Origin of the sequence: Knoellia pratensis, assembly GCF_042666395.1 — a bacterium.
GTDB classification, from domain to species: domain Bacteria; phylum Actinomycetota; class Actinomycetes; order Actinomycetales; family Dermatophilaceae; genus Knoellia; species Knoellia pratensis.
Genome location: NZ_JBHTDJ010000001.1, coordinates 228672 through 244093, shown reverse-complemented (window position 1 = coordinate 244093; position 15422 = coordinate 228672). Strand labels below are relative to the sequence as shown.

Here is a 15422-nt window from a genome sequence, read left to right as displayed (position 1 = left end):
AGAGTCGGCCCATGGCCCGCCCGCACCTCGCCGCCCTCATGGAGGACGCGTGGAACCGTCGCAAGAGCGACACGCTGCGTGACCGGGGCTGGGGCACCAAGATCGTCCCGCACACGGGCTACGGCAGCGTGGGTTTCGTGCGCATCCTCGCTCGTGTCCTCATGTCGCGCGACCCGATGCGGGCCGCCTCCGGCGATGCGGCCGGCTCCGTCCAGTCGCTGAAGTCGGCCGAGGAGGAGATGCGCGGCTGGCGCGCCTTCGTCGCCTCACCCGCCATGGACGCGTCCGTCACGATCCGCATCGGGGAGCGCGAGATCGACGCGCGCACCGACCGATCCGGACTCGTCGACCTCGTCATCCACGGCCACGGCCTCGGCCCGGGCTGGCACCAGGTCGAGATCGCCTCGCCGCGCGCCCGACCCCGCACTGCATCGGTCCTCATCATCGGAACGCGTCAGACGTTCGGTCTCGTCAGCGACATCGACGACACGGTGCTCTCGACGTCGCTGCCGCGCCCCGTCATCGCCGCCTGGAACACCTTCGTCAAGGCCGAGGGCACCCGCAGCCCGGTGCCGGGGATGGCAACGTTCTATCGCGAGCTCACCGACTCGCACCCGGGCATGCCCGTCATCTATCTGTCGACCGGCGCCTGGAACACCGCGCCATCCCTGACCCGCTTCCTGCGCCGCAACGGCTACCCGCCCGGCCCGATGCTCCTCACCGACTGGGGTCCCACCCACACGGGCTGGTTCCGGTCGGGTCAGGACCACAAGCGGTCCGCGCTCGCACGTCTGGCTCGCGACCTGCCGCACGTGAAGTGGCTGCTCGTGGGCGACGACGGCCAGAACGACCCCAAGCTCTACACCGAGTTCGCCGGGCGTCGGCCGGACTCCGTGCGCGCCATCGCCATCCGGCAGCTCACCGTCGGCGAACAGGTTCTTTCGCACGGCATCCCGCTCGCCAACGACGACCTCGCACCGGCTCCGACGGAGGACATCGCGGCGCCCGTGGTCCGTGCCCCCGACGGCTACGGCCTGTCCCGCCTCGTCGCCCCGATCGTCGACGGTGACGTCATCGACACCGAGGCCGGTGCCCGCGCACTTGAGGCCTCCGACATGTGGGGAGTGTGAAGCGATGCCCGAGCTGCCCGAGGTCCAGGCGCTGGTCGACTTTCTCTCGACGCGCACGGCCGACCTGGCCGTGACCGGCGTCGAGCTCGGGTCGATCTCGGTGCTCAAGACCTTCAACCCGCCGCCCGAGGCGCTCGTCGGTGCGCCGATCGACTCGGTGTCGCGGCACGGCAAGTTCCTCGATCTCGACTGTGGCGGAACGCATTTGGTGTTCCATCTGGCGCGCGCGGGGTGGCTGCGCTGGTCCGACGCCCTGTCGTCGACGCGGCTCCGCCCGGGCAAGTCGCCCATCGCGCTGCGGGTGCGGCTGTCCGACGGGTCTGGCTTCGATCTCACGGAAGCCGGGACGAAGAAGTCGCTCGCGGCATACATCGTCTCGTCTCCCGCGGACGTCCCGGGAATCGCGCGGCTGGGACCAGATCCGTTCTCGGATGCGTTCTCGCTCAGCGCTTTTCGCAAGATTCTCGCCGGACGCAACGCTCAGCTCAAGGGTGTCCTGCGCGACCAGTCGATCATCGCCGGGGTCGGCAACGCCTACTCGGACGAGATCCTCCATGTCGCCAAGCTGTCGCCGTTCGCCATGGCCGCCAAGCTCGACGACGAACAGACCGAGCGCCTGTATGCCGCGTTGCGCGACACGCTGTCCGCTGCGGTCGGTGCCGCGACGGGCAAGCCGGCGGCGGAACTCAAGGACGCCAAGCGTCAGGGGATGCGCGTCCATGGCCGCACCGGCGAGACATGTCCAGAGTGCGGTGACGTGGTGCGTGAGGTGTCGTTCGCGGACTCGTCGCTGCAGTACTGCGCGACCTGCCAGACCGGCGGCAAGCCCCTTGCCGACCGCCGCACGAGCAAGTTCCTCAAGTAGCCCTCGCTTCCCCCCGCCGCACTGTCGGGTGACCCGATGAAGAGCCGCTCGGCCCGGGTGGGCAACTCGGGTGAGGCGCCCCGAACTCGGGTCAACCGCGTCGCGGTGTCAGCTCCCAGGCTTGCATCGCGTCGACCTCGCCTGCTTCCTGCATCGCGAGGGTGATGGCCCCCCAGATCCCGGCACGGTCCCCGAGCGGGCTCACGCGCACCGGTGGGGCCGGCTTCCACGCGAGGTTGTCCGTCAGGTGTCGGGTGAGCGGCCCGACGAGCGCGGGTCCGGCGGCGGACACCCCGCCGCTGAGGACGATGAGCTCCGGGTCCAGGAGGATCGTTGTCGTCGTGAGCGCCAGGCCCAGCGCGCGCACCCCTTCGTCCCACACGGTTCGGGCGTCTGGGTCCTGATGGAGTCCTGCCACGATGCGTTCGGAGGTGAGGTCGCGCCCGGTGTGCGCGGCATACCGTCGGGACAGTCCGGCTCCAGAGGCGTAGGCGTCCAGGCAACCCCGCTGGCCGCACGAGCAGCGGTCACCGTCGGGGAGGACGGGGATGTGACCCAGCTCGCCTGCTCCCTGTCCGGCGCCCTCGAGTACTCGGCCGTCGACGACCAGACTGGCCGCGATGCCCGTCCCGATGGCCACGGCGAGGAAGTTCCGGTGGGCGCGCGCGACACCGAGTAGTGACTCGGCGAGGCCCGCGGTCCGTGCGTCGTGACCCACGCGGACCGGTGCGCCGACGATCTCGTGCAGCACGTGACCGAGGGGGAATTCGCGCCAGCCGAGGTTGGCGGCGTAGGTGACGACGCCGTCGACGATGATGCCCGGGGAGACCACACCGCACGCCAGCACATCAAGGCCCGAGTCGTCAGCGCGCCGGCGAAGCTCCTGGGCCACGTCGGTGAGACCGGCGGTCGCCTCGTCCGCGTGACGTCCGGTGGGTCGGCGGGCCGAGTGGAGGGTCCTGCCGCCGAGGTCGACGAGGGCGCCTCGCACGGAGGTGCCACCGACGTCGATGCCGAGGACGACGCGTTGGTTCACTGCGCAGCCCGTGCCCGGCGCACGACGTCCTGCACGAGGGCCGACGACGTGACCTCACGATGACCGGGGTCATAGCTCGACGTGCTGCGCGCTGACGACGGGACGATCATGGGTGCCCGGAGGTGCACGTCACGGACTCCCGTGCGCAGGACCTCGGCGACGTTGTCGGGGCGTATGCCGCCTGCGGCCACGATCGTGAGTCCCTCGGGTGCCGCGGTGGTCAGGTCGACGAGCCGGTCGAGGTGGTCGACAGCAGGTCCCGAGCCGCCTGCGGTGAGCACCGCCGCGACGCCGTGGTCGGCCAGCACCTGCAGCGCCGCCACCGGGTTCGGGATCGAGTCGAAGGCCTTGTGGAACGTGACCCTGCGGCCGTCGGCGGCGGTGACGAGCGCCGACAACGCGGTGAGGTCGACCGACCCGTCCGGGTGGAGCGTGCCAACGGTGAACCCGACCCGCGCCGGATCACCTGCGCTGGCACTCACGATGTCGCGGATGTCGCGGACCATCACGTCGACCTCGTCGGGCGTGTGGACGAAGTCGCCGCTGCGGGTCCGGATGAGGACGGTGACGTCGATACCCGGTGCGCAGTCGAGGGCGTGTCCGACGAAGCCGTGGCTCGGGGTGACGCCGCCGACCTCCAGCGCGGCACAGAGCTCGACCCGGTCGGCTCCGCCCTCCGCGGCGGCCGCGGCGCCGGCAGCATCGGCGACGGCGATCTCGATGCCGACGGGAGTCATCGAGCCCCCGGGTGGGCGCCGGCCGTGGCCGCCAGGGCGTCGCCGAGTTCGGGTGCCAGCTCGATGCGTCCGACGGGCCGTCCACCCCCGAGGACGGGGACGTCGAGGAGGTCTCCGGCAGCGGAGACGTCCACACCCAGCGCAGCGAGCGACCGCAGGGCGATGAGCGTGGTGGCGCGGGGGTTGCCGTCGGCCACCTTGATCGCCACCGCGGCCCCGTCGGCGGCGGCCATGGCGATGACGCCTTCGGCGCCGCCCTTGGCGAGCAGGCCGGGGATCCGCGCCATCACGTCTGAGTTGGCGTGCGGCTCACCGCCGACGAGGAAGTGATGGGCGCGCATGGCATCGGCGACACGTCGCTGCGGTGTCGCCGGCGCTGCTGTGACGAGTCGCTGGAACCCCTTGGCGAGCCCGGCGAGCGTGACTGTCGAGACCGGGGCGCCGCACCCGTCGACGGTGACGTGGTCCGGTCGGTCGCCGGTGATGTCCTCGATCGTGGCCCGCACGTGGACCTGCAGCGGGTGCTCGGGGTCGAGGTATCCGGCCGTGGACCATCCGCTGGTCACGCAGGCCGCAAGCATGAGCGCGTGCTTGCCCGAGCAGTTCATCCGGATGCGTTCGGGCCCGATGCCCTCGCGCGCGAGCCGTGCCCGCGTCGCCTCGTCCTCGGGGAGGTCTGGCACGCACTGGAGGTCGGCCGGGGTGAGGTGGAAGCGGCGCAGCAGACCGTCGACGACGCGCACGTGCTCGTCGGTGCCGGTGTGGGAACCACTCGCGACGGCGAGCTGTCGATCGTCGAGGTCCACACCCGCGGTGAGCCCAGCGAGGGCCTGGAGAGGCTTCACGGTGGAACGGGGCAGGATCTGGAGCTCGGGTGCCCCGGTGACGTCGAGAACGGCTCCGTCACGATGGATGAGGATCACGTCACCCGAGTGTCTGCTCTCGGCGAAGTCACCACGGATCACGCTGGCCAGTGGGAGGGTCACTGGGGCTCCTCTCGGGTCGGGGGCCTGGGGCCATGGGCAGTGCGTCGGTCGTGTGCCCGCCCGGGGTGCGTGTCGGTCGCCCTCGCAGCCGGCTGGCGAGCGCGGTGAGCAGTCCGCAGACGACAAGGTAGACGAGGGTGACGACGACGTAGGTCTGGATGAGCAGCCGGTTGAACGAGGTGAGCACCTGGGCTCGGTAGAGCAGCTCGGTGAACGCGACGACGAAGCCCAGTGAGGTGTCCTTCAGCAGGCTGGCGAGCTGGCTGACGAGCGACGGGGTGACGGCTCGCAGGGCCTGCGGGAGGACGATCGCGGACATGACGGTGCGATGCGGCATACCCAGGCTGAGGCCGGCCTCGCTCTGTCCGCGCGGCAGGCTGACGATCCCGGCCCGGACGATCTCGGCGATGGCGGCTGAGTTCGCGATGGTGAGGGGGATGGTGAGCTTCCACAGCAGGTCCGGGTTGATGCCGTACCTCGGGAGTGCGAAGAGCATCACGTAGATGAGGAGGAGGACCGGGATGGTGCGGAAGACCTCGATGAAGACTGCGCAGGTCCGGCGCACGAACGGTCGTCGGTCGACCTTGCCGACGGCGAGTGCGACACCGAGCGGGAAGGCCGCCACGGCGACGACTGCGGTTGCGAGGAGGGTGCCGCGCAGCCCGACACCGAGATAGCTGAGGATCTGGGGATCGAGCAGCGGGGTCCAGCGAGCGGCGTCGAGCTGGCCGCGGCTGGCGAGCTGAGCTGCCGCGGCGACGACGAGGCCGGTGATGGCCACGACGACGATGGTCGTGGCCACGCGGCCGCGCCGGCGGGATCGCGTCGTCGGCGGGTCATAGAGGAAGCTCAGCTCGTGGGCGCTCATCGGGCCTGGGCCACCCGTCGCTCCAGCCTGCCCGCGACTCGTCCGATGGTCATGGCCAGGGCCATGTAGATCGCGCCGACGACGACGTAGACGACGATCGGCTGGGCGATGACGTTGTTGATGCGGTTGGCGGCACTGGTGAGCTCGATGACGCCGACGGAGGCGGCCAGAGCCGTGTTCATGAGCAGGGCGATCATGACGTTGCCGAGTGGCTGGATGACGGCGCGCAGCGCCTGAGGGGCGACGACGTGGGCGATGACCTGGGTGAAGGTCATGCCCACGGCTCGGGCGGCTTCGACCTGGCCGCGGGCGACGGTGTTGACGCCACTGCGCACGGCCTCGGCGACGTAGGCAGCCTGGTAGACGACGAGCACGACGACCACCGTCAGGCTGATCGGCATGAGCAGTCCGGCGTCGGGGAGGGCGAAGACCGCGAGCAGGAGCAAGGCAAGCAGGGGCACGTTGACGAAGAACTGGACGTAGCCGAAGGCCGCTGCGCGCAGGACCGGCAGGGGGCTGACCCGGGCCACCGTCACGAGGGTGCCGAGGACGAGTGATCCGATCGCAGCGACCACCGTGATGACCAGGGTCATCCCGAGCGCCGACAGGACTTGGTCGAGGGGAAGGCTCAACGGGTGTCCCTCACTCTCAGGATCCCGGGACCGAGCCGATCCTGGGCGGCGTCGGGTCCTCACCCTCGACGTGGCTGCCGATCGTCTCCTGGTAGGCCTTGAGCCATTGACCATCGTCCTGGATGGTGGTGAGCCACGTGTTGACGAAGGCCTTGAAGTCGGCGTCGTCGGGCGGAAGTCCAATGCCGTACGGCTCTTCGGTGAACGGCTTGCCGACGACCTCGAGCTGGGCGTTCGTCGCCGCGTTGGTCGCCAGGAGGATGAAGTCCTGGACGTAGGCGTCGCCGCGGCCCTGGAGGAGTGCCTGCACCGCCTGGGGGTCGGTGGCGAAGGGCGTCACCTTGGCGTTGGGCGCCTCCTGGGGGACGGCCTCCACGGCGGGGGTGTTGGCGCCGACGATGACGGTCTTGCCGTCGAGGTCCTTGGGTCCGGTGATGCCCGAGGTGCCCTTCTTGGTGGCGATCGCGAGGCCCGACATGAAGTAGGGGCCGGCGAACTGGATCTGCTTCGCCCGCTCCGGCGTGATCGTGTACGTGTTGAAGACGACGTCCACGCTGTCGTTGCGCAGCAGCGCCTCACGGGTCTCGGACGCAGGTGGGGTGATCTTGATGCTCGGCTTGCCGATGATGTAGGTGGCGAGCATCTTGGCCAGCGTGATGTCGAAGCCGCTGACCTCGTCGGGCTTGGTGGGGTTCTGCTGGGACAGCAGCGGTGCGTCGAGCGCGGCACCGACTCGCAGCACCCCAGCCTTCTTGATGCGTTCCATCGTCGACCCGGGTGTGATCGCGGAGGCCGGCGCGACGGGAGCGTCCTTGGCGAGGGAGTCGGCTGCCGAGCCGCTGGCACCCGGGAGGGCCGGGCTGGCTGAGCCGGAGCTGCCGCAGGCGCTGAGGCAGATGGTGAGCGCGGCGGCGGCACCAGCGAGGGCCACGGTGCGTCGCGACGGTCGCGCTGACCGCGCTGACCGCGCCGACCGCGCCGACCGCGCTGGCGAGGAGAGGGAGGAGACGGAGGTGAGGGAGGAGCGCATGGGGTGTCCTTTCAGCGGCGGGCGACTCCGGCTGGGTTGCCGAGCCAATGGGCACGCAGGACAACCTGCGCCACTTCGGCCGGCGAGGGCAATACTTGGTCCCACCTCGAACAAAGCCACCAGGACAGGACGGAGCGATCAATGGGTGCGCCCAGCTCGGACCAGCAGGGCCTCATGCTCATCTTCCGGCTCGTTCGCCACGAGCAGGCGCGCTCTCGGGCGGACCTGTCCCGGCTCACCGGGTTGTCCCGGTCGACAGTGTCCGCACGGGTCGACACGCTCATCCGACGAGGCCTGCTCACCGAAGACGGGGAGGGCGTGTCCACTGGGGGTCGGCGGCCCCAGCGACTGCGCATCGTGCCGGGGCAGATGCACGTCATCGCGATCCACGTCCGCAGGCATCACACCCGCGTCCTCGTCACCGACGGCAGCGCCCGCCCGGTGCGTGACCACAGGGTGGAGGGCGGAGTTCTCGCCGGACCCGACAGGGTGCTCGCCGCGGTGACCGAGGTGGTTCGGCGTCACGCCTCCCCGCCCGTGGTCATCGGCGCCGCGTGCATCGCCGTTCCGGGGCCGGTCACGAGCGAGCGCGGCATCCTCGGTGCCCCCGCGCGCATGGCGGGATGGGCCGGCGCGGACCTTGCGGCCATGACCCAGGAGCAACTCGGCGTCGAGACGCTCGTCGAGAACGACGCGAACGCCCTCGCCGTCGGCGCGAGCCTGCGGCTGCCTTCGGCGCAGCGCAACCTTCTCGCGGTCTTCGCCGGACAGGGTATCGGCTGTGGTCTCGTCATCAACGGAGAGCTGTTCCGGGGCTCCACGGGCCTGGCCGGCGAGATCGGGCACGCGACGGTCATGGGTGCGCCACCGATCGCCTGCTCCTGCGGGCACCAGGGCTGCCTGGACGCCGTCGCGAGCGGGGCAGCACTCGTCGTCGAGGCGAGACAGAGAGGGCTCGCCGTGGCGGGCAAGAGCGACCTCATCGCCCTCGCCGCCGACGGCGACCCCACGGCGACGAACCTGCTCAGGGTCGCGGGTGAGCGGGTGGGTGCAGTCCTCGCCAGCATGGTGTCGTTCTTCAACCCGGGCGGGGTGCTGGTGGCCGGCGCCCTGGCCCGTTCGACGGTGTTCTTCTCCTCGGTCACTGGTGCGCTCTACGCCCACGCCCTCTCGGGGGCGACCGAGCAGCTCGAGGTCTCACGGACGCTGGACGAGTCAGCGCTCACCGCAGTGGGAGCGGCAGAGATCGCGCTGCGTCACGCCTACCGCGAGCCGGGCGCCCACCACCTCATGGGGTGAGGGCCCCGCCGACACTTCACTCGATGTCTTTGTGGGATTCTCCCGGAGTTGCCGAGCGTCCGTGAGGGTCGTGGGCATGGAGACCACTACCCGTCGTACTGCCCTGCGTACCGGCCTCGCCGTCGGTTCCGCCGCCCTCGTCCCGGGCGCCATCCTGCTCGACCAGCGGCCAAGCGCCGCCGCGGTGATTCCGCGCTCTGACCCGTTCACCCTCGGCGTCGCAAGTGGTGACCCGGAGCCGGATGGCTTCGTCATCTGGACCCGCTTGGCTCTCGAACCGCTTGCCGCCGACGGACTCGGGGGTATGCCGTCCTCGACCTACCAGGTGAACTGGCAGGTCGCGACGGACGAGCGTTTCGAGAACGTCGTCAAGGCTGGTGCGACCGCGGCGACGCCTGCATGGGCGCACTCGGTCCACGTCGAGGTCGCGGGGCTCCAACCGGGTCGGGAGTACTGGTACCGCTTCCGCCTCGGGAAGCACGTGTCGCGATCGGGTCGCGCCCTGACCACGCCAGCGCTCGCGAGCTCACCGTCGTCGCTGGACATGGCTTTCGTTTCGTGCTCGAACCTCCCGGCCGGCTACTTCACGGCCTACCGCCGGCTCGCGGAGGAGCGCCCTGACCTCGTGCTCCACCTCGGTGACTACCAGTACGAAGGCGGCGGCACGGGCATCGGCCGCCAGCACGCCGGCCCGGAGACCAAGACCCTCGCCGGCTACCGACAGCGCCACGCCCAGTACAAGACCGACCTCGACCTGCAGGAGGCCCACGCCGTCGCGCCCTGGCTCGTCGTGTGGGACGACCACGAGGTCGACAACAACTACGCCGACGACCTGGCGGACCGACCGGTCGAGCAGCCCGGCTTCCTCGACAGGCGTGCCGCGGCATACCGGGCGTACTACGAGAACATGCCGCTTCGCCGACGCTCGGTGCCAGCGGGACCCGACCTCGATCTCTACCGCCGCAGCGGCTGGGGCGACCTCGCGACGTTCCACATGCTCGACACCCGCCAGTACCGCTCCAACCAGGCGTGCGGCGACGGCTACAAGAACTGCCCCGACGCTGACGACCCCACGCGCTCGCTGCCCGGGTTCGAGCAGGAGCAGTGGCTGCTCGACGGCTTCCGCGACTCCCGCGCCAAGTGGGACATCCTGGGCCAGCAGGTGTTCTTCGGTCGCCGTGACAACAACCCGGACCCGGCGACCACCACCGTGGGGATGGATGCCTGGGATGGCTACCGCGCCTCCCGCCAGCGCATCACCCAGGGCTGGGTCGACGCGCAGGTCCGCAACCCCGTCGTCCTCACCGGCGACGTCCACGCGCACTGGGCCAGCGACCTCTACCTCGACTACGACAACCCGACGACCCCGGTCGGCTCGGAACTCATCACCTCGTCGATCACGTCAGGTGGCAACGGCTACGACGAGGCCGACGGGACGCACCCGTGGGCGGCGTGGAACCCCAACCTGCGCTTCTGGACGAACCTGCGCGGCTATGTCTCCACGACGATCACCAAGACCGAGATGACGGCACGCTTCCGCTGCGTGCCCCAGGTGACGGTGCCCGACGCCGAGGCGTTCACCCGCGCGACGTTCGTCATCGAGGACGGCGTGGCCGGGTTGCAGCAGGAGCAGGCGGCGCCGGTGCCGCAACTGCGCTCGAGCCGCACCGACGAGCAGAAGATCGCCGACACCATCGCCTCCGAGACCCACACCAGTTGACCCGCACCAACTCGACTTCGTGCCCGAAACGGACACGCTCAGGAGGCCTTCGGCCGAGGGAACGTGTCCGTTTCGGGCACGAAGTCGCATGCCAGGGGCATCGCGTAGCGTCGGGGCATGAGTGACTTCTCCCAGATCCAGGTGTCCGAACTCGCCGACGACGCGGTTGTCCTCGACATCCGAGAGCAGGACGAATGGGACCGTGGGCACGCGCCCGGCGCCCTGCACATCCCCATGAGTGAACTGCCGGCCCGTGTCGACGAGCTCGCGCCGTTCCTCGAGCGTGAGGAGACGGTCATCGTCACCTGCCGCAGTGGCGGACGCGTCGCTCGCACCCTGCCGTGGCTGGAGCAGCAGGGCTACGACGTCGCGAACCTCGACGGTGGCATGCGCGCCTGGCACGCCGCGGGCAAGCCGATGGAGACGGCAGACGGCAGCGACCCGCAGGTTCCCTGACGAAGCCGAGCCGAGAGTTCGCCGATCCGACGTCAGTCAGGATCCGGTATGCCGTGTGCTCCGCTGTCCGGGACGGTGCGAAAGCGGCGGCGGTACTCCGTGGGGGTCACGTCGAGCCGTCGGCGGAAGGCGCGCACCAAGGTGTCCACGCTCCCGAGGCCACACGTTGTCGCCACCCGGTCCAGGGTGTCGTCCGTGGACTCGAGGCGTTGACGAGCGGTCTCGACACGGACTGACTCGACGTAGGCATAGGGGGTGGTGCCGAGTTCGTTCTTGAAGATCCGGGTGAGCTGTCGATCGCTGATGTGCGCCGCGGCTGCCAGGTCGGCGACAGTGAGCCGTGCGCCGATGTTGCGCAGGATGAAGTGGCGCAGGTCCTCGATGCGTCGGGTGGTCGCGACCTGCTCCAACGGCACGCTGAACTGGCTCTGGCCACTGGGGCGTTTCAGATACATCACGAGTTGTCGGGCGACGCGGAGGGCGACGTCCTCGCCGAGGTCGTCGGCGATGAGGGCGAGGGAGAGATCGAGGCACGAGCTGATGCCCGCCCCCGTCCACACGTCCCCGTCGCGAATGAAGATGGGATCGGCGTCGACGTCTATCTCGGGGTGGTCGGCAGCGAGTTGCTGCGCTGTTGACCAGTGCGTTGTCGCGCGCTTGCCATCGAGGAGTCCGGCCGCAGCCAGAATGTGGGCGCCGACGCAGACCGAGGTGATCCGGCGGGTGCGTCTGGCGAGTTGACGCACTCGGGCCACGACGGCGGGGTCGATCAGGGGGTGAACCCGGCCGTCACCATCGACCTCGACCGCTCCGGGCACGACCAGGGTGTCGATGCTCCGTCGCGCCATCGAGGTGAAGGTGACGTCAGGCAGCACTCGCACGCCGGCCCCGGTCCGCACCGGATCGAGCGTCTCGGCGGCGAGGACGACGTCATAGCCAGCGGCGTCCGGTGACTCGCGCCGCGCCAAGGAGAAGACCTCCGGTGGTCCGGTGACATCGAGCAGGTCGATGCCCTCGAACAGCACGATCACGATGCGTCGCCGCTCAATACCCATGGTGTCGACTCCTTTCCCGCATGTCGGAATGTGCATGTTACGCGACATTGCCGACATTCGCGTTCCGACCTAACGTCAATGTGTCGGAGTTCGCCAGTGGGGTGAACCCTTTGATCCCAACCGAATTCACCGCAATGAGAGACAGGCCAGACCATGCCCCGAACCACCCTGCGCGAGCTCAACGGACTCGACGAGACCCTCGCCACTCTCGATGACGCCACCCTCGTCCTCATCGACTACCAGAACACGTACACGACCGGCGTCATGGAACTCGACGGGTGGGAGGCCGCGCTGGAGTCCGCCGCTGAGCTGCTCGTCCGGGCTCGCGAGGCCCGCACGCCGGTCATCCACGTCATCAACGACGGAGGCGAGGGAACCCCCTACGACATCCGCGCGGAGATCGGGCAGATCCATGCCCGCGTGGCCCCCATCGAAGGTGAGGCCGTGGTCGTCAAGCAGGTGCCCAACGGCTTCGTCGACACCGATCTCGGCGCCCGCGTGGACGCCGCCGGGCGCAAGAACCTCGTCATCGCGGGCTTCATGACGCACATGTGCGTGGCCTTCACGGCGCAGGGCGCCTTCCTCCGCGGCAACCGCCCCACCGTCGTGGCGGACGCCAGCGCCACTCGGGCGCTGCCCCTCGCCGGTGCCGAACTCGACGCCTGCCAGGTGCATTACAGCGCCCTGGCCACCGTCGCCGATCTCTACGGCACCGTCGCCATGAGCCAGAAGGAGATCGTGTGATGCAGCGGAACCGCCACGGTCGTCTCGCCATCGTCGGCCGACCTACAACTCGGCCACCGGCGGACTCTGCCCGGTGAAACGCTGAGACCGCGAAACAAGGACAGCCGGTATGCCGTGGGGCACCGTTCTCGTGAACGGTGCCCCACGGCATACCCATCTGTTGTCGGAAAGGAACCCTCAGGCGCGGAAGCGGGCGAAGACCTCGTACATGAAATCGGTGCCCTTGGTCAGGGCGTCGACGAAGATGCGCGCGTCGTTGCCGTGCATGCCGATGAGCTGGTCGTTGTCGATGACGTAGGGGTAGACGCCGTAGCCGGGGATGCCCTTCTCGCGCCACGGACCCAGGCTCGTGCCCGCCTCGAACAGCGCCGGAGTGAAGACCGCCCCGGGGTAGGTCTTGACCGATGCCTGCGAAATCCCTTGGAAGAGAGGGGTGTTCACGTCCGCGGGTGGCGTGGCCCAACGCTTGTCGAGGGCAGCAAGGGTCTGCTCCTCGGTCTCGCCAGCGGCGCCGGCGAGGGTGACCTCGATGTCGCGCTCGTCCATGAGGGAGCGGATCTTGGCGAGGAAGTCCCGAGGCTTCTGGCCGCCCGGGATGCCGCGACAGTTGACCCGCACGTGGGCCTCGGACGGGATGACGTTCTCCTTGTAGCCCGCGTCCTCGATGACGAACGCCATCGTCGTGCGAAGCAGTGCGGAGTGGAGGTAGGGGTAGTCCGAGAGCGTGACGACCAACGCCGCGGCGCGCTCGAGGGACGGCTGGCTGCGGGCCTTGAGCATGAGTCGCAGAGCGCTCGCGAGCTTGCGGTCGTCGGTGGCGCGGGCGAGGGCCTGGAAGTAGGCGCGGGTGACCTCGGTGAGGTGCACGGGCGCCTTGACGTCTCCGAGGTCGGCGACAGCGCGCGAGAGTCCGACGATCGCCGAGTCGGGCATGGGCTTGCTCGAGTGGGTCGCCGTGCCCCGGGCGCGCAGGTCGAGGTTGAAGTAGACCTTGTCCTGACGGGTCACGGTGATGAGCATCGGCGTGGTCCTGTCCGACTGGGCGAGGAACCAGCCGCCCTCGGTGAGGACCATGCCGCAATCGAGCTTGTCCCAGTGGTTCTTGGCGAGCCATCCGGAGCCGTAGCTCCCGGCCTCCTCGTCGCAGTCGGTGAGGACGATGATGTCGCGGTCGAACTCGGCGCCTTCGGAGAGGTGGCGGAGCAGGGCAGCGACGGACGCGGCGTTCGCGCCCTTCATGTCGAGGGCGCCGCGACCATAGATCTCGCCGTCCTTGACGGTTCCGGCGAAGGGGTCTTCGGACCAGTTCGAGCGCTCGACGGGGACGACGTCGGAGTGGCCGAGGAGGAGCAGCGGCTTCTGCGTCGAGCCCGCCTTGCCGGGGATCCGGGCAATGAGGTGGACGTTGTCGGGCTGCGGCGTGTCGATGATCTCGGCGGGCACTCCGGCCGCCTCCCACACGGTCTTGAGCCACTCGGAGTGTGGGCGCGTCTTGCCGCCCTGCCCGAAGTTCTGGGTGTCGAAGCTGATCATCTTCTTGAGCAGGGCGAGCGGGTCGAGGGGTGCCGCGGCTGATGCTGCGGACTGCCCGGCGCCGGGTGTTGCGCCTGCTCGCAGCTTGGTCCCCGCCGTCGTGCCGAAGGCGGCAAGGGCTGCGACCCCTCCGACGCTGGCGACGAGGGTGCGGCGGTTGAGCTGCCCGCCGGGGCGTTCCTGCTGTTCCTGGGGTGCCTGCTGGTCCATGCGTGGGGCTCCGATCAGACGACGTTGTGCTGACCGGTGCGACGTTGCGGCGTTACGCGCAGGTAGTCACCCAAGGCTGGGTCAGGGTCGTCGAGCGGGCTGTCCCGGAGGGGCGACCGGTCGGTTCACAGCGCCGATCGGTCGTCATGCCGGGCGGGTGTCCGGGACGTGGTCGTCACCTGTCGCAGCGGTCGGATCTCAGTGGGGCAGCGGCTGGATCAAGCTCGTGATGCGCACTTGGTCCGGAGTCAGCCATGGCTCGACGATGGCGAGGATTCGTGCCCGCATCGCCGCGTCGACGAATGTTGCATCGACCTCGAGAGACCCCACGGAGCCGCCGGAGGTCAGGATCCCGAGGTCGTTGCCCTCCTTGCCCAGGGTCTCCTGGGCGGCGTTGATGTCGGCCTCGGTCGGGACGTCGCGCTGCTCGACGCAGAGCCCGCCCTTCCAGACCTTGCGGATCTCGCGGTGAGCGGTGGCGGCGTCCCCGGTCACGAGCACGTTGAACAGAGAGGACCCGTCGGAGACCCATGAGGCGGCATACCCGTCGAGCGTGGGGAGCAGGTTCGTGAGCGGGTTGGTGTCTGCCTCGGGTCCGCCGGCGCTCTTGCTGCCGCCGCCGGCATACGGGTCCTTGCACAGTTGCGGGAAGTCGCGCCCCGACGGTGACGGCTGGGGCATCCCGGCCGGTGCTGTCGTCCGGACGGGCTGGGTCAACGCGAAGGTGCCGGTCGGCCCTGCCTTGGGGTCGAAGCGGCCGACCGCCCACACCGAGTCGTTGGTCCACGTGATGCCCTCGGAGCGCTCTGGCTCGAGCGCGTCCCAGGAGAATTCACCCTCGATGGTGGGGCCGCCGCACTGGGGCGGATAGGAATCGAGCACGCCCCCAATGCACAGCTCGACCGGGCCGCCCGCCTTCTTCTGCATGAGCATGCCGTGGGCGACGACCTCGTGCCTGAGGTCCACGTCGGCGGGCGCGGCCGAGGCGGACGAGCTGGGCGAAGGTGATGCGGCCGGTGGCGTCTTGCGCACATCCGACCCGCACGCGGTGAGGGCGGCGGTGGTGACCAGGGTCAACATGAGGATGGTCGTGACGGGTCGCATGAGAGTTGGACGCGGCG

General features: G+C 69.7%; 15 protein-coding genes. 6 read left to right on the top strand and 9 right to left on the bottom strand.

What is annotated here, in order from left to right; translation table 11 throughout:
• Positions 1-11: 11 nt before the first annotated feature.
• The gene (locus tag ACFQRE_RS01165) at positions 12-1130 is read left to right on the top strand and encodes an App1 family protein (RefSeq protein ID WP_380117935.1); all 1119 of its coding nucleotides are present in this window, start codon (positions 12-14) and stop codon (positions 1128-1130) included.
• A gap of 4 nt (positions 1131-1134) precedes the next feature.
• Positions 1135-1995 (top strand): Fpg/Nei family DNA glycosylase, encoded by an 861-nt coding sequence (locus ACFQRE_RS01160; protein WP_380117933.1) that lies wholly within the window; start codon positions 1135-1137, stop codon positions 1993-1995.
• A gap of 91 nt (positions 1996-2086) precedes the next feature.
• Here the strand turns inward: ACFQRE_RS01160 and ACFQRE_RS01155 are convergent, their stop codons facing one another.
• The 6 genes from ACFQRE_RS01155 to ACFQRE_RS01130 are packed head-to-tail and all read right to left on the bottom strand — an operon-like array spanning position 2087 to position 7284.
• On the bottom strand, positions 2087-3031 hold the full coding sequence (locus ACFQRE_RS01155; RefSeq protein WP_380117931.1) for an ROK family protein: 945 nt from the start codon (positions 3029-3031) through the stop codon (positions 2087-2089).
• The gene (locus tag ACFQRE_RS01150) at positions 3028-3768 is read right to left on the bottom strand and encodes a copper homeostasis protein CutC (RefSeq protein ID WP_380117929.1); all 741 of its coding nucleotides are present in this window, start codon (positions 3766-3768) and stop codon (positions 3028-3030) included. Before ACFQRE_RS01150 ends, ACFQRE_RS01155 begins: the two co-directional genes overlap by 4 nt.
• Positions 3765-4754, bottom strand: a complete 990-nt coding sequence (locus tag ACFQRE_RS01145) for an asparaginase (protein WP_380117927.1) — start codon at positions 4752-4754, stop codon at positions 3765-3767. The genes ACFQRE_RS01150 and ACFQRE_RS01145 overlap by 4 nt, the downstream gene beginning before the upstream one ends.
• Positions 4720-5622, bottom strand: coding sequence for an amino acid ABC transporter permease (locus tag ACFQRE_RS01140; RefSeq protein ID WP_380117925.1), 903 nt, complete (start codon positions 5620-5622; stop codon positions 4720-4722). The genes ACFQRE_RS01145 and ACFQRE_RS01140 overlap by 35 nt, the downstream gene beginning before the upstream one ends.
• A complete protein-coding gene (locus ACFQRE_RS01135; protein ID WP_380117923.1) occupies positions 5619-6254 on the bottom strand; it encodes an amino acid ABC transporter permease in 636 nt (211 codons plus the stop codon). Before ACFQRE_RS01135 ends, ACFQRE_RS01140 begins: the two co-directional genes overlap by 4 nt.
• A 16-nt stretch (positions 6255-6270) precedes the next feature.
• Positions 6271-7284 (bottom strand): glutamate ABC transporter substrate-binding protein, encoded by a 1014-nt coding sequence (locus ACFQRE_RS01130; protein ID WP_380117921.1) that lies wholly within the window; start codon positions 7282-7284, stop codon positions 6271-6273.
• A 141-nt stretch (positions 7285-7425) separates the two neighbouring features.
• Between ACFQRE_RS01130 and ACFQRE_RS01125 the strand changes: the two genes are divergently transcribed.
• The 3 genes from ACFQRE_RS01125 to ACFQRE_RS01115 all read left to right on the top strand — a co-directional run bounded on the left by ACFQRE_RS01125 (position 7426) and on the right by ACFQRE_RS01115 (position 10759).
• Positions 7426-8583 carry an ROK family transcriptional regulator gene (locus tag ACFQRE_RS01125; protein ID WP_380117919.1) on the top strand — a complete coding sequence of 386 codons (1158 nt, stop codon included), beginning with the start codon at positions 7426-7428 and terminating at the stop codon, positions 8581-8583.
• Positions 8584-8659: 76 nt separating this feature from the next.
• Complete coding sequence (locus ACFQRE_RS01120; RefSeq protein WP_380117917.1) at positions 8660-10303, top strand: alkaline phosphatase D family protein; 1644 nt, start codon at positions 8660-8662, stop codon at positions 10301-10303.
• 117 nt (positions 10304-10420) lie between these two features.
• Entirely contained in the window at positions 10421-10759 is a 339-nt protein-coding gene (locus ACFQRE_RS01115; protein WP_380117915.1) for a rhodanese-like domain-containing protein, read from the top strand.
• A 32-nt stretch (positions 10760-10791) separates the two neighbouring features.
• On the opposite strand, the gene ACFQRE_RS01110 is transcribed toward ACFQRE_RS01115, so the two are convergent.
• On the bottom strand, positions 10792-11814 hold the full coding sequence (locus tag ACFQRE_RS01110) for a GlxA family transcriptional regulator (RefSeq protein WP_380117913.1): 1023 nt from the start codon (positions 11812-11814) through the stop codon (positions 10792-10794).
• Positions 11815-11967: 153 nt separating this feature from the next.
• On the opposite strand from ACFQRE_RS01110, the gene ACFQRE_RS01105 reads away from it, so the two are divergent.
• Positions 11968-12558 (top strand): cysteine hydrolase family protein, encoded by a 591-nt coding sequence (locus tag ACFQRE_RS01105; protein ID WP_380117911.1) that lies wholly within the window; start codon positions 11968-11970, stop codon positions 12556-12558.
• Between the two features lie 177 nt (positions 12559-12735).
• On the opposite strand, the gene ACFQRE_RS01100 is transcribed toward ACFQRE_RS01105, so the two are convergent.
• Positions 12736-14301, bottom strand: coding sequence for a M20/M25/M40 family metallo-hydrolase (locus tag ACFQRE_RS01100; protein ID WP_380117909.1), 1566 nt, complete (start codon positions 14299-14301; stop codon positions 12736-12738).
• A 198-nt stretch (positions 14302-14499) separates the two neighbouring features.
• Positions 14500-15381, bottom strand: coding sequence for a hypothetical protein (locus ACFQRE_RS01095; protein ID WP_380117907.1), 882 nt, complete (start codon positions 15379-15381; stop codon positions 14500-14502).
• Positions 15382-15422: the final 41 nt, after the last annotated feature.